The organism is Amycolatopsis sp. NBC_00348 (assembly GCF_036114655.1).
Taxonomy (GTDB): Bacteria; Actinomycetota; Actinomycetes; order Mycobacteriales; family Pseudonocardiaceae; genus Amycolatopsis.
In genome coordinates, this window is sequence record NZ_CP107994.1 from 8,406,686 (window position 1) to 8,426,587 (window position 19,902).

25 protein-coding genes are annotated in these 19,902 nt (G+C 67.8%); 8 read left to right on the forward strand and 17 right to left on the reverse strand.

Annotation, left to right across the window (positions count from 1 at the left end):
• Positions 1-63: 63 nt before the first annotated feature.
• The 11 genes from OHS58_RS37315 to OHS58_RS37365 form a co-directional block, all read right to left on the reverse strand.
• Positions 64-1,155 (reverse strand): hypothetical protein, encoded by a 1,092-nt coding sequence (locus OHS58_RS37315; protein WP_328645544.1) that lies wholly within the window; start codon positions 1,153-1,155, stop codon positions 64-66.
• 61 nt (positions 1,156-1,216) lie between these two features.
• Positions 1,217-1,390 (reverse strand): hypothetical protein, encoded by a 174-nt coding sequence (locus OHS58_RS37320; RefSeq protein WP_328645545.1) that lies wholly within the window; start codon positions 1,388-1,390, stop codon positions 1,217-1,219.
• A 280-nt stretch (positions 1,391-1,670) separates the two neighbouring features.
• Positions 1,671-3,839, reverse strand: a complete 2,169-nt coding sequence (locus OHS58_RS37325; RefSeq protein ID WP_328645546.1) for a cell division protein FtsK — start codon at positions 3,837-3,839, stop codon at positions 1,671-1,673.
• 17 nt (positions 3,840-3,856) lie between these two features.
• Complete coding sequence (locus tag OHS58_RS37330; RefSeq protein WP_328645547.1) at positions 3,857-4,963, reverse strand: hypothetical protein; 1,107 nt, start codon at positions 4,961-4,963, stop codon at positions 3,857-3,859.
• On the reverse strand, positions 4,960-5,262 hold the full coding sequence (locus tag OHS58_RS37335) for a hypothetical protein (RefSeq protein WP_328645548.1): 303 nt from the start codon (positions 5,260-5,262) through the stop codon (positions 4,960-4,962). Before OHS58_RS37335 ends, OHS58_RS37330 begins: the two co-directional genes overlap by 4 nt.
• Positions 5,259-5,504: a hypothetical protein gene (locus tag OHS58_RS37340; RefSeq protein WP_328645549.1), complete on the reverse strand. Its 246-nt coding sequence runs from the start codon at positions 5,502-5,504 to the stop codon at positions 5,259-5,261. The genes OHS58_RS37335 and OHS58_RS37340 overlap by 4 nt, the downstream gene beginning before the upstream one ends.
• Positions 5,505-5,601: 97 nt before the next feature.
• A complete protein-coding gene (locus OHS58_RS37345) occupies positions 5,602-6,039 on the reverse strand; it encodes an RRQRL motif-containing zinc-binding protein (RefSeq protein ID WP_328645550.1) in 438 nt (145 codons plus the stop codon).
• The gene (locus tag OHS58_RS37350) at positions 6,036-6,308 is read right to left on the reverse strand and encodes a hypothetical protein (protein ID WP_328645551.1); all 273 of its coding nucleotides are present in this window, start codon (positions 6,306-6,308) and stop codon (positions 6,036-6,038) included. The genes OHS58_RS37345 and OHS58_RS37350 overlap by 4 nt, the downstream gene beginning before the upstream one ends.
• A gap of 107 nt (positions 6,309-6,415) precedes the next feature.
• Positions 6,416-6,913, reverse strand: a complete 498-nt coding sequence (locus OHS58_RS37355) for a hypothetical protein (RefSeq protein ID WP_328645552.1) — start codon at positions 6,911-6,913, stop codon at positions 6,416-6,418.
• Positions 6,913-7,236: a hypothetical protein gene (locus OHS58_RS37360; protein WP_328645553.1), complete on the reverse strand. Its 324-nt coding sequence runs from the start codon at positions 7,234-7,236 to the stop codon at positions 6,913-6,915. The genes OHS58_RS37355 and OHS58_RS37360 overlap by 1 nt, the downstream gene beginning before the upstream one ends.
• A gap of 39 nt (positions 7,237-7,275) precedes the next feature.
• Positions 7,276-7,455 carry a hypothetical protein gene (locus OHS58_RS37365; RefSeq protein WP_328645554.1) on the reverse strand — a complete coding sequence of 60 codons (180 nt, stop codon included), beginning with the start codon at positions 7,453-7,455 and terminating at the stop codon, positions 7,276-7,278.
• Positions 7,456-7,669: 214 nt separating this feature from the next.
• Here OHS58_RS37365 and OHS58_RS37370 point away from each other — a divergent pair, with 214 nt between their 5' ends.
• The 5 genes from OHS58_RS37370 to OHS58_RS37390 all read left to right on the forward strand — a co-directional run bounded on the left by OHS58_RS37370 (position 7,670) and on the right by OHS58_RS37390 (position 12,424).
• Positions 7,670-8,527: an AAA family ATPase gene (locus OHS58_RS37370; RefSeq protein ID WP_328645555.1), complete on the forward strand. Its 858-nt coding sequence runs from the start codon at positions 7,670-7,672 to the stop codon at positions 8,525-8,527.
• Positions 8,527-9,468: an NAD(P)-dependent oxidoreductase gene (locus OHS58_RS37375; protein WP_328645556.1), complete on the forward strand. Its 942-nt coding sequence runs from the start codon at positions 8,527-8,529 to the stop codon at positions 9,466-9,468. The genes OHS58_RS37370 and OHS58_RS37375 overlap by 1 nt, the downstream gene beginning before the upstream one ends.
• Positions 9,469-9,597: 129 nt before the next feature.
• Positions 9,598-10,326 carry a hypothetical protein gene (locus tag OHS58_RS37380; protein ID WP_328645557.1) on the forward strand — a complete coding sequence of 243 codons (729 nt, stop codon included), beginning with the start codon at positions 9,598-9,600 and terminating at the stop codon, positions 10,324-10,326.
• Positions 10,327-10,364: 38 nt separating this feature from the next.
• Complete coding sequence (locus tag OHS58_RS37385) at positions 10,365-11,288, forward strand: YDG/SRA domain-containing protein (RefSeq protein ID WP_328645558.1); 924 nt, start codon at positions 10,365-10,367, stop codon at positions 11,286-11,288.
• 989 nt (positions 11,289-12,277) lie between these two features.
• Positions 12,278-12,424: a hypothetical protein gene (locus OHS58_RS37390; protein ID WP_328645559.1), complete on the forward strand. Its 147-nt coding sequence runs from the start codon at positions 12,278-12,280 to the stop codon at positions 12,422-12,424.
• Between the two features lie 420 nt (positions 12,425-12,844).
• Here the strand turns inward: OHS58_RS37390 and OHS58_RS37395 are convergent, their stop codons facing one another.
• The 5 genes from OHS58_RS37395 to OHS58_RS37415 form a co-directional block, all read right to left on the reverse strand.
• Positions 12,845-14,236 (reverse strand): alpha/beta fold hydrolase, encoded by a 1,392-nt coding sequence (locus OHS58_RS37395; protein ID WP_328645560.1) that lies wholly within the window; start codon positions 14,234-14,236, stop codon positions 12,845-12,847.
• Positions 14,237-14,289: 53 nt separating this feature from the next.
• On the reverse strand, positions 14,290-15,417 hold the full coding sequence (locus tag OHS58_RS37400; RefSeq protein ID WP_326956445.1) for an SMP-30/gluconolactonase/LRE family protein: 1,128 nt from the start codon (positions 15,415-15,417) through the stop codon (positions 14,290-14,292).
• A 52-nt stretch (positions 15,418-15,469) separates the two neighbouring features.
• Positions 15,470-16,108: a pyridoxine/pyridoxamine 5'-phosphate oxidase gene (locus OHS58_RS37405; protein ID WP_328645561.1), complete on the reverse strand. Its 639-nt coding sequence runs from the start codon at positions 16,106-16,108 to the stop codon at positions 15,470-15,472.
• 1 nt (position 16,109) lies between these two features.
• Entirely contained in the window at positions 16,110-16,736 is a 627-nt protein-coding gene (locus OHS58_RS37410) for a hypothetical protein (protein WP_326956443.1), read from the reverse strand.
• A 95-nt stretch (positions 16,737-16,831) separates the two neighbouring features.
• Positions 16,832-17,242, reverse strand: coding sequence for a DoxX family protein (locus OHS58_RS37415; protein WP_328645562.1), 411 nt, complete (start codon positions 17,240-17,242; stop codon positions 16,832-16,834).
• A gap of 162 nt (positions 17,243-17,404) precedes the next feature.
• Here OHS58_RS37415 and OHS58_RS37420 point away from each other — a divergent pair, with 162 nt between their 5' ends.
• Complete coding sequence (locus OHS58_RS37420; protein WP_326945452.1) at positions 17,405-17,938, forward strand: DUF2020 domain-containing protein; 534 nt, start codon at positions 17,405-17,407, stop codon at positions 17,936-17,938.
• Positions 17,939-18,085: 147 nt separating this feature from the next.
• Positions 18,086-18,538 (forward strand): DUF6918 family protein, encoded by a 453-nt coding sequence (locus OHS58_RS37425; RefSeq protein ID WP_247059677.1) that lies wholly within the window; start codon positions 18,086-18,088, stop codon positions 18,536-18,538.
• A 63-nt stretch (positions 18,539-18,601) separates the two neighbouring features.
• On the opposite strand, the gene OHS58_RS37430 is transcribed toward OHS58_RS37425, so the two are convergent.
• Positions 18,602-19,165, reverse strand: coding sequence for a hypothetical protein (locus OHS58_RS37430; protein WP_326951722.1), 564 nt, complete (start codon positions 19,163-19,165; stop codon positions 18,602-18,604).
• An 89-nt stretch (positions 19,166-19,254) separates the two neighbouring features.
• Here OHS58_RS37430 and OHS58_RS37435 point away from each other — a divergent pair, with 89 nt between their 5' ends.
• Positions 19,255-19,779, forward strand: a complete 525-nt coding sequence (locus OHS58_RS37435) for a peptidylprolyl isomerase (protein WP_247059678.1) — start codon at positions 19,255-19,257, stop codon at positions 19,777-19,779.
• Positions 19,780-19,902: the final 123 nt, after the last annotated feature.

A 19,902-nucleotide genomic window follows, 5' to 3' on the forward strand; every position in this document is an offset into this window, starting at 1 on the left:
TTTCCGGACGGTTATCTGGGGTTGTCGTGTCCCTGTCGTGAGCAGGGCGTTTGTGTGGTGGGCTCAGGTGGCGGGGTTGTCGCGCCGGTGGACGTAGCCGACCTGGAAGGCGACGCGTTCGCCCGGAGCGGTCGGGCCGCTGGGTTCGGTGATGTCGTCGCTGTGGTGGACGGTGTAGTGGCCGCTGGCCATCGCGGTCTGGACCTGCTCGTGCACCTGGCGCAGCTGGTCGGGCAGGCCCGGAGGCATGGGGCCGCCGCCCATGACCACGGTCGCGCCGTTGACGGTGTGGGCCTGTATTCCCACGACCGCGCCCGGTGCGGCGTTGTTGACGTTGGTGAACGTCGTGCCGTCCGACGTGGTGGTGTGGCTGGTGGTCTGCGGTCCGTCGTGGTCGGTGCCGTGTGCTTCGTCGGAACTGCTCGGGCCGACCCGTTCGCCGTTGAAGAAGGTGTCTCCGGTGCCACCGTGAAGGAACACAGGCCCGTTGCCGTAGTAGTGGTGCTCGGGTTGAGCCTTCGTATTCCCTTGGGCGAAGTCTTCGAGGTTGCGTCGCGCCTGAGCCAGCGACTTCAGCTGCGCCTCCAGGGCGGGGCCCCGCTGTTCTGACGCGGTCGTATCAGCGGGGCGGTCTGCCCGGTCGGCGTGGTCAGACCTGGCCGATGCGAACGGTTCCGTGAAGTGGGTGTCGCCGTCGCCGGAGTGGTAGACCTGGGTCGGCGCGCTGCCACCGTTGTGAATGACGTTGTCGCCGACGCGGTAGCTTTCGCCGGGGCCGAGGTCGATGACACCGGGTGTCGTGTCCCCGTCATGAACAGGCGTTTCGTCAGGACGGTGTGCGCTGGCGCTCGCGACGTCGTCGTTGCGAGGACTGGTGCCTTCGGGCATGTCGGTCTCCTCGGCGGTGTCGTGTCCCCGCGGCTGACCAGCGGCGGGAGTGTGCGGGTGCGCGGCGCGGGTGTCGTCGAGCCGCTGCTCGGCCGCGGCGAGCTGGGCTTCCGCGGCCTCGACCGCGTCCTGGTCACCGGCGGTGCGGGCCTGGTCGACGGCGCGGCCGGCGCGTTCGACGGCTTTGCGGGCCGTGCCGAGTGCGCGATTGCGGGCGTGGCTGCTGCCGGTGCAGCGGCGTCCGCCGTCCGAAGTGGAGCGACACATAGCGAGTCCTTCCCGTTGCGGCGTGGTCGAAGTTGTCGTGTCCCCGTGCTGACCTGCGCAGCTACGTCCGCTGCTTGAGCTGGTGGACCGCCTCGCAGCCGGGGCATTTCGGGGTGAACCACCAGAACCAGGGCGAGCTGCCCTCGCCGGGCTCCAGCACGAGCCCGCAGAGCGTGGTGACCTTGCCGGACCACCAGGACCTCCGGCCGCGATGCAAGACAGGTGTGCTGGCCATCGGACTTCCCTTCGATCGGTGACGGTGTGTGCCTGTTTTGGGGTAGGGGGTGCCGGCGCGAGCACCCGGTGTGGTGTCGCGTGGCGGGTTAGATCGGCGGGGTTAGGTCGGCGAATCCGGGTTAGGTTTCTAACCTCGGGGGTTAGAGCCGCCGCATGGGCACTGGCCTGCGGAAAGTTAGCTGGGTTAGGTGGGTTAGCCCGCTCCCGGCGGCCGGGTTTCCGGCCGGAATCCGGGGCCGCGCGCAGCCCAGCGAGCGGGCTAACCCGGTGGCGTTCGGCTAGTTCTCGTCGTCGAGGTCGGCGGTCGCCTGGTCGGCCAGAGCCTTACGGATCGTGACCGGGTCGACCGGGTAGACATTCTTCGAGCTGGGGACCTTGACCCCGACCGCGGCGAGGTCGGCGCAGAGCTGCTTGCCGGTCAGGCCGCTGTAGTCGGTGGCCAGCGAGATCAGCAGCGGTGCGACCTTCGCCGCGGGCGCCGGCTCATCCCCGAGGACCTCGTCGAGGTCTTCGAGCAGGTTCCGCGGCGCCGGCGGCGCCTCAATCTCGGCGTTGTCCCTGGTGGACCAGGGGACGCGACCGCGCTTGGCGATCGCCGCGAGACTGCGTTCGAGGATCGGGGTGACCTGGTCGTGCTCCTTCGCGACGTCGAGGAAGTAGACCTGCACGATCTCCGACCGCTCCCCGGAGAACCCCTTGACCACGGCGGTTCCCTTGTCGGTGCCGGGAATCAGCTCGGTCGCGCGGTGTCCGGCGGAGTAGGCGCCCTGCCCGAGCAGCGCGTCGTTGGCGACGTGGTCGCCGACCGCGAACGCGACCCCGTTGGAGCAGTTGCGTGTCACGTCCCTGGGCATGGAGTCCTTGGTGGGGGCCTGGGTCGAGACGATCAGGTGGATCGCGCGCTTGCGGCCCAGCCGGACGATGTCGACCAGCAGCTGACCGATCTCCTCGCCGTACTTCTTGTGCTGGATCGCCACGTGGGCCTCTTCCAGCAGCGCGAAGATCGGGTGCAACCCGACGTTCTTCGACGCATACTCCCTGGTCACCGCCGGAATCTCGTACCTGACCAGCAGGTCACCGCGGCGCTGCACTTCAGCGTGCAGCTCGCGCAGGTCGGCGGCGATCTGGGCGATCTTCTCGTCTTCGGCGCCCATCACGTAGCGGGAGCACCGCGGCACGAACACCTCAAAGTCGTAGTTCGCGTCCGGCACCCAAATCCGCAGCTCAGCCGTCGGGTCGAGCGCCGCGCCGGCCATGATGACCCGCGCCGCGGACGACTTGCCCTGACCAGGCATGCCGCCGCAGATGGTGTTGCGCTCCAGCAGCGGCGCGAGCATCGGCTCCCCGCGCAGCGTCCGTCCGAACGGGACACCCTTGAACACGTCCACCGCACCGTCCTCCAGCAGCGGATATGCGCCGGCGCCTTCGGACAGGGCGCCCTTGTCGGCCACCCACAGGTCCAGGATCCCGGCTTCGCTGCCGGTGGTCGGCCAGACCTCTTTGGACAGTCGATGCAAGCCGGTGGCCAGGTCAGCGCGCCGGCGGGCGACCTTTTCCGCGGTCACCCCGGCCGGCAGGCGCACGACGGCGTGCGTGCCGCGTCCGTCGCGGCGAGCCGGGGTGAGGTACTGCATCGGCAAGCCTTCCTTGAGGTAGTTGGTGATCTGCGGAATCCGCAGCGCCCCGAGAGCTTGCGCGATGGTCGTCTCGTCGATCGTGACGTCACTGTCCTGTGTGGACGTGGCCAACCAGCCCGGAACCTTGCCCCGCTGGCGGCCCTCGCGCCACGCCCCGAGCACCACGCCCATGCTGATGACGTAGGGGGCGACCAGGGCGAGCGGGGTCCAGGCCCACGCGATGGCGGTGAAGATGAACCGCAGCGCGTCCATCACCCCGCCGACGACGCGGGTGAACTCGCCGGCCCCGGACAGCTGCACGAGCAGACCGATCAGCAGCACGATCACCACCAGCGCCGCGAGCCCGATGACGCCGGCCTTGACCAGCCCGACCAGCAGTTTCGGCAGGTCCATGACCCGGCGGTGCCGGGCGTCCTGCACCCGCGCTTTGCGCTCCAGCCATTCCGCGACCAGCGTCTGGTCGCCCATGGCTTCGGCGGCCTTGATCTGGCGGCGGTAGACGCCCATCGTGGAGGCGTCCCACAGCCGGCCCCGCCACGAGTCGAGGCCCTGCACGACGGTCAGGCTGTGGTGCAGCGCCGTCTTCGTCTTCTCGTGGGTCGCGGCCTTGCGGGCGGCGCCGACGACGACTGTCACGTCCCTGCGATAGCCCTCGTACCGGGCCAGCGCCCGGGTCCGCTGCGAGGTCAGCCGGGCGTACTCCTCGTCGGTGACGATCTCGCCTTCGATCACCTCGCCCTGCTCGGACTGGATCGGCAGGTGGTGCACCGTCGCCAGCTCGCCGGCGTCGGGCGTCTCGGTGGTGTCCATGGTCGTGTCCCTCCGGCTCACTTGCGGTTCGGGTTCTTGTGCTCGTCACGCAGCTGCCGCGCGGCCTTGATCGCGCAGTGCAGCGTCTTGCGGATCGACTCCGCCGACGCCGGGTTGATCGCCACGTCGGGGTCGTCGATCGCCGCCGCGAACTCGGTGCGCAGCTGGTCGATCGTGCGGGCTTTCGGCGCCGGGATGGTCCGCCGCGGCGGGGTCGACTCCCGCTGGTCAGCGGGCCGGTCGAGGGTCAGCACCGGGGCATCGACGATCGGGCCGTCGTCAACCCCGTGGGCAGGGCGGACCTGGTCGGCCAGGAACGCGGACACCTCGTCAGCGAGGACGTCCCCGGCGTGCCGGTCCGGCTCCACCACCGCGGCGAGCCGACGCCCGTCGAGGGTGTAGCGGCCCGGGGTGAACACCAACCGCGCCGTGCCGGCGGCGTCAATTTCGGCGACCGCGGTCCGGACCGCGGCGGCCCGGACCTTCGCGACCTTCCGGAGAGCCTTGCGCTCGATCCGGCTGGCGGCCCGCTCAGCCGGTGACCGCGGCGGGGACGCGACGGCGAGCTGGTGGGCGATGACGCCGGCGATCGACACGATGCCCATCACGAGGGCGGCGTCCCAGCCGCGGTGCCAGCCGTGCAGGACGTTGAGGGTGAACCCGACGCCGGCGAACACCCACGTTCCGAGCTGCAGTGCCCACACCGGCCGATCCGGGTGCCGGTGCCGGGACACCTCGACCGCGAGGGCGAAGGCCCACATGCCCAGCTCCGAGAGCGCCGGCAGGGCTGCGCCTGTCACGTCCCCGTAGGTGTCGAGCCCGTACCCGGCCATCGCGGGCACCGCCATGCCGGCGGAGACCAGGGCGAGCAGGTAGATCGGGAGCCGGACCCGGTTCGTCGACAGCCACCCGGTGACCCGGGCGAGCATCGCGGCGCGGGCGGCGCGGCGGGTCTCGCGCTGCTTGTCGGCGAGCTTCGCCGCGGCAGCGGCGTCGGTGCGGGCCTGCTCCGCCCGCGCGGCCTGCTCCCGCAGCTTCCGAGCTACGGCGGCGTCGGCGTTCTGGCGGTTCTGCTCTGCGTCGGCGGCGCGATTGGCGCGGCGTTCCTCTGCCCAGCTGGTCATCGCGCGTCCTCCCGGCTCTCGTCACGGCCCGCCACCGGGGCGTCGGTGTCGGTCGCCGGCCACGCCGGCAGCTGCTTGCGCTCGACCGCGGCGGCCCGCAGGCGGGTCTGCTCGCGGTGGTCGCGGATCTCGTGCACGGCCCACCCGGCGGCGACCAGGGCCGACAGCAGCGCGAACCACGGCGTGAACACCACGGCCAGCACCAGCGGTCCGAGGACGCCGGCGAGCTCACCGAAGTGCCAGACGGCCCACTCCATCGCGTGCTCCAGGCGGGTCTGCTTCTCGCGGGTGACGTTCATCGGGGCACCTCCTGCCCGGTGGGGAAGTCGAGGGGGAAGAACTGGTTGACGCGCCGGCGCGGCGGTCGGGAGGCCTGCACCGCGGCGGCCCGGTCCAGGCGGACCAGCACGCCGGCGAGGACGCGTTCGCAGATGACCAGCGGGATGCGCAGCAGGTGCAGGGTCAGGAACAGACAGACCGTGCCGGCGAACCGGATCAGCGCGAGGGTTCCGTGGCGCTGCAACACCTCGAACGTGCTCACCGGGAACCCTCCTTGCTGGCGGCTTCGCGGCGGGCTTTGTCGAGGGCTTCCTGCTGGCGCTGCAGTTCCCGGTGCCAGGCGCCGGAGTCGTTGCTGCTCACGCGGCCACCCCCGCCCGGTCGCCCTGCTCCAGGTCGAAGCAGGTCCAGCACTGCCGGGTGCTGGTCGGCACGCAGTAGTCCTGGATCCCGGCGCAGTCGACGCAGGTCCGGCGGGCTTCCATCGCGCGGTCCAGCGCGCTCAGCTGCGCCGGCGTCGGCGGCCGGTAGGCCGCGGCCAGCTCGACCGAGAACAGCTCCGCAGTGGTCTCCCGGGCGTAGGGGCGGTGGTGCCGGAACACCAGCAACGCCACCGGGTCCTGCCCGTTCGGACGCAACCCGACCGCCCGCAACTGCGAGCGGGTCAGCAGCGTCGAGGGGGCCTCGCCCCACCCGAACACCGGCAGCCCGTCCTGCTCCCCGCGACACAGCGCCACGTGGTGGGTACGGCCGTCAAACACCGTGGTCACCGTCTGACGGCGGTTGCGCGGGTTCACCGGGTCACCTGCCCCAGCTCGGCGCCGCGGATCTCGCCATCGGCGAGCTGGTGCAGCTGCATCGCGATGTCGAGGTAGGCGCGGGAGCGCTGCTGCTTGACCCGGGCGGGCACGTCGTCGTTGGCGAGCAGGAACGCGGCGTTGTCGCAGAGGGTCGAGGCCAGTTCGCGGTAGCGGCCGGCGATCTCGCGGGAGACCAGGCGGTTGAGCTCCGAGACCGTGTAGGCCACCGTGTGGACGTCGCGGACCGGGCTGGTGGTGTCTACCATCTGGGGTTCCTCCGTGCGGTTATGTGACTGGTCGGTGGAACCCGGCGCGGTCGGCACGTTCTTGCCGGAAGGGGCCGCCGCGTCGGGGTAAATCAGCAGGCGAATGGTCATCGGGAACCACCGGCCCGCAGCGCAAGCCAGGTGGTGGTGAGCGAGGCCAGCACGCCGATCGCGCGGTGCGCGGCCTGGTCCAGCTCGGTCAGCGCCGTGCCCGGACCGGCGATGTCGACCACACCGTCCCGGCGCTGGACCGTGGCGTGCTCGATGTAGCCCTGGTGGCCGGTCAACCGCGCCATGGCCTTGAGCGGCTCGCGGCGGTCGATCACGAAGTGCGTCACCGCGTTCACCGCAGCGCCGGCGACCAGCGCCCGCAGCGGCACCCGGAACCCGAGGACCCGCGTCACCGCGACCGCCGCGGTGACCTGACCGGCGGTGTAGCTCGCGACGTGGCGGGCGCAGTGCTTCGCGCCTTCGCGGCCCGGCTTGCCCTTGCCGGCGGCGTCGTCGCTGGACTGCAACCACTGGTCGCACAGGGGGTGAATGTCGGCGAACGTCGCCTGCAACGCGGCGAACAACGCCAGGCCGCGGACCGTCCGGGCGGCCATCACGCGGCCTCGTCACCGAGCAGCAGCGACAGCGCCGCGGTGCTCTTGCCCTGCCTCTGCACGCCGGCGATCAGGACGTGCGACCGCAGCAGCTCGCGTCCGGCGCGGCGGCGGGACCGGCTCACCCGGCGCTGGTCGTTGAAGTCGAAGCGGTACGCGGCCTCCGCGGCGGACGCATCGGCGGCCAGCTCACGGTCGACGTCCTCCAGCAGCGCGTCGATCGCCGATTCGGTCAGACCGTCCGGGTAAACGGCTTCACCGGCGTACTCGTCGGCGTTCAGCGCAGCGGCGTCGATCTGGCGGCGGTAGACGTTGGTGTCCATCTGAGGTCCCTTCGAGAAAAGTTGCTGGTCAGCGGATGATCAGAGCGAGCCGAAGAACGTGGTCAGGCTGTGCACGACGTGCCGGACGTGACCGGCCGCCTCCAGCGGCGACGACACGACGAACACCAGCGCCGCGACCAGCAGCACCAGCCCGACGACCTTCCGGCCGAACCCTGAACCGGTCTTGAGGACCGGCATTCCCTGCTGCTTTCGCGCCATCGCTGCCTCCGTGTTCGGGGTGACCCTTGCGGCCGAATCTGTGTGACCCTGACCACCAAGAACCTAACAGTTGAATGGTCAGCAGGTCAACTGTTAGATGTTGGATTGATCGAAACTGGCCTACGACCTGCGGGAACATGAAAGTCAACTGATAGGTTCTGGTATGGTGACCGTTCAGTTGAGTCGATGGGCGGGAGCCCGGCGAGGAGTAGTTATGTCGCGCCCACGATCGCCGGTGGCGAGGTCTGAGCCGCTTGCACAGCAGATCGCTCGGAACGTCGAGAACGACATCGACGCTGGACGTCTTCGACATGGGCAGCGCTTGCCTTCGTCCCGAGAGCTGGCTCGTGAGTGGGACGTAAGCGTCTTCACCATCAATGAAGCGATGGACATACTTGCCAAAAAGGGGCTCGTGGTGAGTAAACCGCGGGCTGCCCGCACGGTGAACGCCCCGGATCGCGAAGGGCGCCGGGAGGTCCGAGCTGCGGCTCCGCAAGTTCTTATGATCGGCGGCTATGCTGGCAGCGGAAAGACGGAACTTGGGCGTATTTTAGCCCGCGAGACCGGCTGGCCGATGCTCGATAAAGACACCCTCACTCGGTTCGTGGTCGAGTCTGCACTCGAAATGCAGGGACTTTCACGAAACGACCGTGAGTCGGAGACGTACCTGACCAAAATTCGGCCCGCTGAGTATGACTCGCTTCTTGAGGCTATGGCCGAGAACCTGCAATGTGGCAACAACGCAATCGTCACGGCTCCATTCACTCGCGAGTTTGCAGATGAGGGATGGATTCGGCAGCGTGAGTTGCTTTGTCGAAATCTCGGTGCGCAGTTGACAATCGTCTGGGTCTACTGTGATGCCGACACGATGCACACCTACGTCCGGCACCGCGATGCGCCGCGCGACGCTACTAAGCTTGCTAACTGGGATAACTACATGCGGGGGGTCGACGTCGACTTTCGGCCACCGGTTCCACATGTCGTAATCGACAATTCAGTATCGGGTGGAGTAATGGTCGAGCAGGCGGGTCAACTTATCGAGCGGCTCGCATCTGAGAGCAAAGGGAAGTAATGGACGTCCCCGCGGTGAAGGTTCTCGTAAGCAACGAAGCTGACGACTTGGTCGGCCATGGTTTGCTTAGTCGGCTCCAACACGTCGAGGTCGTGTCGTACGACCCGAACGTTGAGGAACTAACCTCGCAACAGTCGACAGCCTCCGTTCTGCTGCCTCCATATCGCAGCAGCCACCGGCCTATTCGGCTACTTGGTCAGTTTGGCGCGCTCAAGATGGTGCAACTCTTGTCTGCGGGCGGTGACGAATGGGCTGCAGACGTGCCCAAGGGAGTGGTTCTTGCAACTGCTAGGGGTGCGCACGCCGGTCCTGTATCTGAATGGGTTTTGTCGGCCGTGCTTACGCAGCTTCGACAATGGCCGGCGCTAGTCCGATTCCAAGACAAAAGTGTGTGGGCGCACAGAAAATTCGAAGCTGACACGTTAGCGGGAAAGCGTGCGCTCATTCTCGGCGCTGGCGCAATTGGGACTGAAGTTGCGCGACGTCTCAAAGTATTTGGTGCGAGTTCAACCCTTGTCGCCTCTCGTCCTCGAAAAGGCGTTCTTGGTGCAGATTCCTTGCCGGAAGTCGTGTCTGGTCACTCTGTCGTTGTGATTACTGTGCCCTTAACGGATAAAACGCGCGGATTGGTTAATTCAGAATTTCTAAGGCTAATGGATGACAATGCCATTTTGGTTAATGCGGGTCGCGGCAAGATTGTCGAAACGGACGCATTGGTTCGCGAGTTGGCGTCGGGGCGCTTACGCGCGGCGCTCGATGTGACCGACCCGGAGCCGCTGCCTGTCGACCATCCCTTGTGGGCGCAGCAGGGTACGGTGATCAGTCCGCACTCCGCCCGAACTGTGCCGGGGACCAACCGGTTGTGCTATGAAGTAGCAGTCCTTCAGATCGCCGCATTTCTGCGGGGTGAGCAGCCATCGAACGCCGTCGAACATGACTGACTTGTAAGTCGGCCTGGGGATTGTCGTGCCCCTAGTTCCAGCGACGGTTGGCTCATCCAGCGGCTTGAGTTGACGAGTTAGTAGTAATTCCACAGCCTGAATGCTGGACAACGGCAAGGAGCGGCAGAAGTGTCGAACCGCAATAAAGGTGAAATAAGTAATGGGAATGAATACAACTGGCGTCCCCTGCTTTTATGTATACCGCTATTCGCAATCCTCGCCGCGGCGCTGCTGGTCATAAATTCCATCGATTCATCAGAAGTTATTGACTGGGTTCATCGAAATTTCGACGCATCGGCCTGGATTGCTGCACTGAGTGCGGTTGTTGCAATCTTGAGTTTCTGGCAATCGCGACGATCGGCCAATGTGGCACATCGGGCACTGCCCCTCGCTGAACGCTCGGCAGAGGCTGCCTCGGCATCTGCTAGCGCTGCAGAAAAATCAGTCATTCTGTCCGAGGCGCAATGGAAGCAGCAGAATGCTCCTAAGTGGAGGATATCTGTCCTATCGGTCGCTGGGCAAACGTGTACTTTTGAGGCAAAGATCATGAAATCACTAACGCCTATCAACGTTACCGGTGCGGTCACCTCGTTAGCTTGGTATTGGGATAAATCGGAAGACGTGCGAACGAGTCATCCGCAGTACAGTCAGATGGACTTCTGGACAAGTCAACTTACCGGTAACTCGATTATCTTCAGTGTTCCACTTCCGCCAGGTCGAGAGGTTGTTGAGGTAGAAGCGCAGGTTCAAATATTGTCTATTGAGGCATCAGATGAACCTGGCGCCTCAGATAGGAATAATTGGTACCACTATGAAGCAATCCGCTGGAATTCGCCAGATCAACTACTTGCAGAGTAGGGCTAGTTGGCGGCGGCACACCTTGGTATGATTCGCCGGTGGCTAGCGCATTTCGATATGGCGAGATTCCTGGTGTGTCTATCGGGGACACGTTCGCGGACTACGACGCAATGAATTTAGCGAGAGTGCATCGCGCTTCGCAGGGAGGAATCTCCGGCGGGAAGGATGGCTCTGACTCGATTGTGGTGAATGGCGGGTACGCCGATGATGTCGACGACGGTGACGAAATCATCTACACGGGGGGAGGCGGGCGTCACCCAAACTCGCGTAAGCGACACGTGGCCGACCAGGAACTGACTCGGGCCAATGCGGGTCTTCTGAGAGCATACGAAGAGCGGCAGCCAGTCCGCGTGATCCGCGGCTCGAACGGCGATAGGCGCTTCTCGCCCGCAAGTGGCTACCGGTACGACGGCCTCTTTGGCATCACAGAGGTCTGGCCAGAGAATAGGAAGCAGGACGGCTTCCGGATCTGGAGGTTCCGCCTCGTCAGGCTGGGGACCGCAAGCGTGCCGGCCCCGAAGTCAGACCCGGACGAAACTGAGGACGACAACACGTCGTGGACGGGCGGTCGGCAGGTCTCCCTTGTCAAGGTCCGACGTGGGCAGCGGCAGTTCCGTGCCGGGTTGCTAGGGAAGTACGGCCTCACCTGTGCAGTCACAGGACCTGTGCCAAAGGAAGCGCTGCAGGCGGCCCACCTCAGGGCCTTCGCCGAACATGAGACGCACAAGCTCGGCGAAGGGCTTCTGCTCAGGTCGGATATCCATGCTCTCTTCGATGCCGGCTTACTTGCCATCGAGGCCTCTACTGGCACGGTCGTGGTCGCGCCTAGCCTGCGAGACCACTCCACTTATGGGCCACTCGCTGGGACAAGGCTTGCCATATCCGCAGACCTGATGCCGGACCGGTTCGCTTTGGCTGACCACTACGAAGCCGCGCGGGCTCGATGGGCACTCGAAGGGTGACGCTTCGGTCGGGTTGAGCAGAATGTGCCAGTGGTCGACCGCTGTGGGCTGGTCGGCTACGACCTACGTTGCGGCGTTGGTCAGGTTGGGTGACGTTTCCATCGCATGGTCCGGTTTGAGTGCACGTCGCCCCGCCATGTGCGGTACGGGGCGACGTGCTTTGGTGCGTCGGGCGGGACCTTCCCCGCCTCGCCCGACATCCGCCACCGTAGAACACGTGTTCGATGACGCGCAAGTTGACTCGCTGTGAGTGTCGCTAACTCAAGTTGACATAACAACGGCCTCCTGCGGCGCTGCGGGCGCACTCTCTCCGTTCCTCTGAGTTAGTCGTCATAGAAGGCGTGCTCAAGGAGCGAGATCGGACGATGAACGGTGGGCAGCGTCCGTTGGGCGGCATGAAGACGCAGGTCACGGGCTAAGCGGTAGCCATGTGAATTGACGTCGATCACGCTGAACTGACATAGATCACGCTGGACTGCGCTGGACCACGCTGGACTGCGCCACATTCGTAGCACGCTGGGCGAATTCAGTTGGACTGATGGCCTACTGGGCGCACATCGCGCCGGAATCACCGGTCGTCGACAGGGAGCGTCGAGTGTCTTCGTAGCGAGCATGACCAGCCCTACTCTTGGACGAGAGCAAAGGTTGAAGGCGAGATCGGGCGGCTTCCTCGCACTGGAGGAAGCCGCCCGTGCCGATTCGGTGCGTTGGAGCGCCCCGGACCGGTGTCGCCTTCGGCATGAAGCCAGCTACTGCGTCACACCCGTCGACATCTCATCCGGCCTCAACAGCAGATGCTCGTCAGCGGGGCTCTCTATAACTGTCACTGAAGGGCGACACCAATGACCTTAAGGCGTGACCCTCGCCGGTCGCGAGGCTCGCACGACGACCAGCGTTCGCGGGACGCTAGGCGGCAGACCGCGATGGCTGGCCCCTATAGACGAGCGGGCGATGAACGGCGGGGGCTGGCCGATCTCGCAGGTCGGATCGTGGCGAGCCCAGGCGCGATGGTCCGTGCGCTCATCTTCATCGGCGTACTGCTCGTCCTGGTCCTCGCTGCGGCCGGTCTGTTCAGTTTGAAGATCGACGTCGGCCCTGTGCACGTTGGCCCGGCCGTCACGACGGGCGGGGTGTGACACGGGCGGGGTGTCGAAGGTGTCACACCTGTCACCCTGTCACTCGCCCCGCTCTGACCTGCGGGTTTAGGTGTGACAGGGGAGTGACACCTCCGGTGACAACTCTTCTCCCACTCTAATTCTATGTCTCTATAGTCACAGGAAGAACGAAAGCGGCTGAAACACGGGGTGGGTGGCCACCACCGCATGTTTCAGCCGCTTGTGTCCCCGCGTGCCCCTCGCGTGCCCGTTGCCGAGGGAGTGCACGGGGAGCCACGGGGAACTGCAGGCCGTGCAGAGCGCTGACCAGGGAGCGAAGGTTCTGCTGGTCGGCGAGAAGACGGGTTCGCACCTTTGCAAGGCGGGGGTCAGGGGTTCGATTCCCCTCAGCTCCACAACCCCTCAGGGCCAGGTCATCCGTTGACCTGGCCCTGAGGTCGTTCAGCCGAGGAAGGCGATCACCGCGTCGCGGCCCGCGTGGCCCAGCTCGCGGTTCTGGATCGAGTGCGATGCTCCCGGGACCACCACCAGCGTCCCCCGCGGTGCCTGGCGAGCCTCCTCCTTCGCCCACTCCAGCGGCGTCGACAGGTCGTGGTCGCCGTTCAGCAGCAGCACCGGGACGTTCGGCAGCCTTGACGACGGGTTCGAGCCCGGCCGCTCGGCCGGCCACGGCAGGCAGCTCTGGATGAACCCCTGCCGCGTCGCCACCGCCGTGGTGTACGGCCACGTCGCCTGCGGTGGCAACGCCCGCGCCGTCAGCGAAAGCAGGGGTTGGCGCAGGGAGACCGGGGTCGCCGCCGAGCCCCAGGGGAAGCGCTGGTCCGCGCACAGCGTCGCCGCGTGGAGGCCCGCGCTGAACGACGACGGGTTGTCGCCGCCCGACTTGTACGCCTCCAGCAGGTCGTTCAGGGGGCCGCTCGAACCGCCGCGGGCCTGGTGGAGGGCGCCGATGATGTCGCCCGCCGCCGGGTTTCGGTACGACGGGTCGCTGAACTCGTACGAGACGATCGTGTCGAAGATCTTCACGCCGTCCGCCGTGCTCCGGTGGCGGACCACCCACGCCAGGTCCTCGGCCGGGTCGTAACCGCACGCCGGGGGCGTCGCGCAGGCCAGCCGCAGGACGCGGGCCTCGGCCTGGAGGCCGGTCAGGTACAGCGAGGCCGACGCCGTCGCGTGGTGCGGGAGCACCGAGTCCAGCACGACCTTGCTGACGTTGCCCGGGTGCGCGATCGCGTACCGCGCCGCCGTGAAGGAGCCGTACGAGACGCCGTCGACGACCATCTTCGGCACGTTCAGCGCCTGCCGCAGCTGGTCGAAGTCGGCGACCGTCTGGTCCGTCGAGTAAAGCGGTGCCGTGTCACCGAGGATGCGGGCGCATTCGGTGACGGCGTCCGGCGTCGGCGTCGCGATGTCCGAACTGCCCATCTGCGCCTGCAGGCCCGGGCACAGGAGCGCCCCCGACGGGCCGGTGCCGCGCTGGTCCAGCATGACGAACCGGTAGTCCTTCGCGACCTCCGGCAGCCGCTGCGTGGCGATCCGCGTGATGGTGCCGACGCCGCCCTGGCCGGGGCCGCCGGTGAGGAACAGGAGCACGCCCTTCGGCGCGTCGACGTTGTCCGCGGCCGCGATCGGCAGCTTCAGCGTGCCCGGGACGCGGCCGGTGTGGTCGAGCGGGACGGTCAGGGTCGAGCACGTGAAGCCCGGTTGGCCCGGGCACGGGTGCGAGTCCGTCAGCGTCGGTCGTCCCCCGGGACGCGTGTCGGCCGCGGCCACACCCCCGAGTGCGGCGGTCAGCGCCAGGACCAGCCCGGCGGTCAGCAGTTTCGAACGCATGATCCATCATGGCCCCACCGGCCCCGGCGCCGTAAACCCCCGAACGGACCGTCTCACCGGCTGACGCAGGAAACCTTCGCCAGCGCGGCTTTCCCGGGGCCGGCCTCGCCCGCCGTGTTCGACGAGTTGTCCCGACGGTTGCCGTCGGACTGCGTGACGCACAGCCGGCCGTCCGGCAGCAGCACCGGGCTGGTCGGGAACTCCAGCGGCCCGCCGTTGCGCAGCTTCGTCGCCGCGTCGGCCGGGTTGCGGAAGTACTCGACGACGCGGCCGTCGCGCCGGGCCAGCACGATCGCGTTGCGCTCGTTCGCCGCCGTCCAGACGTTGCCCGCGCGGTCGAGGACGATCCCGTCGGCGCCCTCGAGGTACGGGTGCTGGACGTCGAGGTCGTCCAGGCAGAGCGTGTTCGCGGGGAACGCGGCGTCGCAGCCGGTCGCCGCGCGCGGCCGGCCCGCGCGGTCCATCGGGACGCGCCAGAGCGCGCCGCGCGCGGTGTCCGCGACCAGGAGCGTGCCGTCCTCGGTGAACGCCAGGCCGTTCGCGACGATGTGCTGCGAGCCGGCGGTGTCCGCGGCGGTCCGGCCGGCCGGGGTGATCGTCACGGTGCCGGGCGGCAAGCCGCGCACGTCCCGGCCGACGCCACCCGCGATGACGTCGCTGACCAGCGGCTGGACGCGGAACATCTCCGCGGCGACGCCGTCGCTGCCCGCCCGCCACACGCGGCCCTGGCCGGTGCCGCCGTCGGAGATCCACAGCGCGCCGGCGCGGTCGAACGCCAGGCCGTTCGCGCCGGGGACGCCGCGGGCGAACACCGTCGCGGCCGGCGGGTTCGCGGCGTCCGGCACGAACGACACCACGGTGTCGGCGTTCGCGACGTACAGCCGTCCGCGGCGGTCGAAGGTCAGCCCGGCCGGGCCGCACGGCGCGGGGATCGTGCCGACGACCGCGGCCGGGCCGCCGGTGGCCGCGACGCGGTAGACCGGGCAGGGATCGGCGCCGCGCGCGGGTGTGTAGAGGTTTCCGCGGCCGTCGGTGGTGAGGCCTTCGAGGCCGAGCGGCGACGCGAACACCGTCTCGAAGACGGCGGGACGCTGCGATGAGGACACTTCACCGGCGGACGCGCCGGACAACAGCCCGGCGGACAACGCGGCGGTGGCGGCAAGGACGACGGTTCGGCGCATCAGGGCCTCCGTTTTGTCGGATTTCCTGCCTACCCGCGCCGCCCCCGGTGCGTCAAGGCCAGAGGCGTTCGCGGACCCATTCGCCGTCGGCCTTCCGGTACCGCAACCGCACGTGCCGGCGGTCGTGGCTCGCTTGCCAGAACTCGACTTCGTCCGGGTCGACGAGGTAGCGCGTCCAGGTTTCCGGGGCGACGCCGGGGTTTTCTGCCACCCAACGCTCGGTTTCCGCGGCCGCTGTGTCGAGTTCGGCCGGGTCGCGCAGCACCTGCGACTGGTGCCCGATGAACGCCTCGACGCGCGACGCCGGCGGCCGCGCCAGGAAGTCCTCGGCGGACACCTCGGGCGCGGCGGGGGAGACCGGCCCGCGCAGCCGCACCTGCCGGCCGCGGCCGGGCCAGAAGAACGTCAGCGCCGCGCGCGGATCCTTGCGCAGCTGCAGGCCTTTCGGGCTCTCCGAGCTGGTGGCGACCGCCCAGCCGCCGGGGCCGACGTCCTTGAGGATCACCACGCGGGCGTCCGGCGCGCCATCGGCGTCCACAGTGGACAGTGTGACGGCGTGCGGCGCCAGCACGTGCTCGCCGGCTTCGGTCAGCCACTCCAGGAACAGCTCCCGGGGCTCCGGCGACGCCGTTCCCGGCGTGAACGCCGGGAGCTCTTCGGGGAACGACGGCCATCCGCGCAACGCGACCATGTCAGTAACCGTACGGGGGCTGGTGCTGCGGCGGCTGGTGCGGCTGTTGCTGCTGCCAGCCCGGCGGCGGCAGCTGACCCGGCTGCGCGGGCGGCAGCTGCTGCTGTTGTTGTTGCTGCGCTTGCCACTGCACCTGCTGGTAGACCTCGGCGGGCTGCGGGAAGCAGTACGTCAGCTTCGCGTTGACCGAGCCCTGCACCGCGGCGCCCCAGAACTTCCCGCCGACGAACGCGTACATCTGCCCGGCCGAGACGTCGACGGCGACCATCCGCGTCTCGCCGCCGAACTGGTTGCCCGACTTCGCCGACGCGGCCTGCGCGGCGTCCGGGTAGACGCGCTGGCCGATCAGCCCGGCGATGACGACCGAAGCCGCCGTCCAGCCGACGGTGCCCATGACGTTCGCGCGGGCGTGCTGGGTCGCGCGGCTGGTGAAGTCGTACAGCGCGGCGGCGGTGACCTCCGGGACGGCGCAGGCGACCACGCAGTAGTTCATCGTCGAGAGCATCACCGACTCGGTGAACAGGCCGACCACGGCGACCGCGGGCCCGAACTGCACGGAGTTCAGCCGGCCACCGGAGCGCTGGATGCGCTCGGCCACCGCACCGAGGTACTGCTCGGAGGTGAGCACGCGGGGAGACCTCCCTCGCCGAAGACGGACACGGCCGGACACCGCCCGGTCATGCTCCCATGCCGGGCGGTGCCGACGCCGTCAGGCCGGTCGCGTCAAGCTGCGGGTTCCAGCTGGGCGGGGGCCCGGCGGAACGCGCCCGCGACCGACCAGAGGCCGCGGTCGGCGAACGCGATGACCAGGAAGCCCCAGCAGAACAGCACGGCCGCTTCGCCGCCGTTCTCGACCGGCAGCAGGCCGCCGCTCTGGTGCACGGTGAAGTACGCGAACGCCATCGAGCCGGAGCAGAGCACCGCGGCGGGCCGGGTGGCGATCCCGATCGTCACCAGCACCCCGCCCGCCACCTGGATCAGCGAGGCCCACCACGTCGGCCAGGACCCGAATTCCGCCGCTTTGGCCCCGAAGAGGCCGAAAAGCCGTGAAGCGCCGTGGCACAGGAACAGAAAACCGAACACAATGCGGAAGAGCGCCATCACGTGGTCTCGACCCTTGTCGAACAGCTTCATTTCGTCGTCTCCCAGGCTGGCTGTTGGAAAGAAACGTGACAGCCAGGTTAGGAGACCCTAAGCCTCCAGGGAACACAATGTGTGATTGGTCCAATACTGAGCGGTACTTGAACTTTCGACCGCACTCACTCGTGTGACTGGACATGATTGACTGAGCGCGCTATGCGACGACTCGTACTTCTCGCGCCCGCCGTGGCTCTCCTCGCCGGCTGCAGCGCCACCATCGTGTCCGGGACCGCGACTCCCAGTCCGCCGTCCAAGTCCGCCGGTGCGGCGGCGGGCACCGAACTGCCACCGGATCCCCAGCCGGGGGCGACCGAGGACTGCCCGTACCTCGACAGCCAGTTCGTGGCCGACGCGAACGGGCAGCACGTTTCGAAGGTACGCGTGTCCGCCGACCAGCCCCATCCGGCGTGCTTCTTCTACCGCCCGGACGGCAAGGTCCAGCTGACCGTCCAGGTGTACGTCGGGGCGGCGAGCGTCGCAACGGCGCTGGTCAACAAGGCTGCGCCGGTCGAGACGTCCAACCCGGCCAACGACCCGACGGGGTGGAAGGGCGGCTACCAGTCGACCGACGACGGCGCCGTCTACGCGGTCTCGAAAGGGACCGCGGCCATCGTCGCGACGACCAACCAGAAGCAGAGCGTGAAGGCACGCTCCGTGGTGAGGAAGGCCATCACGGCCCTGAAGCTCTAGGTAGTCGTAGCCACACGGGTGAGTGAAGTTGATCTTGTATTACCCTGTGCGTCACGCGCAGGCTTCGTGGACTCGCGCACCGCAGCCGCCGGGGAATCCCCACCCCGGGGCGGGGCACCAACTCTGCAACGACAAAGGACTAGATTCGTGGCTGACACCCTCAAGGACATCCTGCTCGACTCCAGCCGTCGCCCGGCTGTCGTGAGCGACTTCGAAGGCCTCGTGGACGCTGAGGTCTCGGACAAGGGCGGCGTTTCGGGTGCCGTCGTCAAGACCGGCTTCGCCGCGGTCAAGAAGATCAAGCCGGGCATCATCCCCTCGGCCGTCGACACGCTGCTGCCCGACTTCGTCGGCGCGCTCGAGCCGTTCTACGGCGACTTCCGCGCCAAGGGCGGCAGCGACTTCGGTGCCTACCTGACCAGCCGCTCGGACGAGGCGTCCGACGCGCTGCTGAGCGTCACCGACTCGCGCGCGGAGCGCAGCAGCCGCGACAGCATCAAGAAGGTCTACGGCAAGCTCCGCCCGAACGGCAAGAAGAACGTCGAAGAGGCGCTGCCCCGTCTCGGCCAGCTGGTCGACAAGCACGCCGCCGCGGTCTGAGCAACACCTGAGCACGACTGAAGAGGCCCCCGGTGCACCCCCGGGGGCCTCTTCGCGTCGTCTTCAGTTCTTCTTTTCGGCAGGCGACGAGGACGGCGCCTTGCCGTTCGCCTGCGGAGCCGGCTTGGGAGCCGGAGCCGCGGCGGGCTTCACTGCTTCAGCCGGCTTCGGCGGAGCAGGCGGAGTGGCCTTCGGCGGCGCCGGGGCGACCGGCGGCTCCTGCTTCGAGCGCAGCACGTAGGCGGCACCGGCGCCGACCACGACCAGCCCGAGCAGCCACGGCCAGCGACGACGGCTGCGGGTGCCCTTGGCAGCAGCCTTCGCCTCGACGACGGCAGCGGCGAAGTCCTTCTTCGCGGACTTGAAGTCCTTCTTGCCGCGACGCTTCGAGTCACCGGCCGCCTTCGCGGCCTTGATGGCGGCCCTCTTCGCCTTGCGACCAGGCTTGCGCAGCTCGGAGAGCCGGGCGAGGGCCTCCTTGCGGGCGGCCTTCGAGCTCTTCTTGAGCTCCTTGCGGGTCAGTTCCGTCTTCTTCGCGAGCTGCTTCTGCACGCGGCGGCCGGTCTTGGCTCCTTCGGAGACAAGCTTGTCGGCGGCATCGACGGCCTGGGCTGTCGCCCGGGACATGGCCTTCACCTCATCAATCGTTTTGACACTGCTCTGTTGCCCGTAACCTATCGTGCCCCTTTTTCCGCGCGCCCGCCGCAGATGGCACCATGAAGCGCGTGAAAGCGACGCTGCACACCAACCAGGGTGACATCAACCTGATCCTGCTCCCCGACCACGCGCCCAAGACGGTCGCGAACTTCGTCGGTCTCGCGGAGGGCACCAAGGAGTACACCCAGCCGAACGCGGCGGGCACGAACTCCGGCCCGTTCTACGACGGCTCGATCTTCCACCGCGTCATCGACGGCTTCATGCTGCAGGGCGGCGACCCGACCGGGACCGGCCGCGGCGGCCCGGGCTACAAGTTCGGCGACGAGTTCCACCCGGAGCTGCAGTTCAGCAAGCCGTACCTGCTGGCCATGGCGAACGCCGGGCCCGGCACCAACGGCTCGCAGTTCTTCATCACCGTGGCGCCGACCACCCACCTGAACTTCAAGCACACGATCTTCGGCGAGGTGGCCGACCAGGAGTCGCGCAACGTCGTCGACGCGATCGGCCGTGCCTCGACCGGGCCGGCGGACCGTCCGCTGTCCGACGTCGTCATCGAGAAGGTCACGATCGACCACGAGGGCTGAGCTGCGGGGAGTTTCGGTAGGTTGGTTCCTATCGTGAGCCAACCGCCGAACCCCGCCGCAAATCCCCAGGCCGCACTGCCCGGGTGCTGGTGGCACCCGAACCGCCCGACCGGGCTGAGCTGT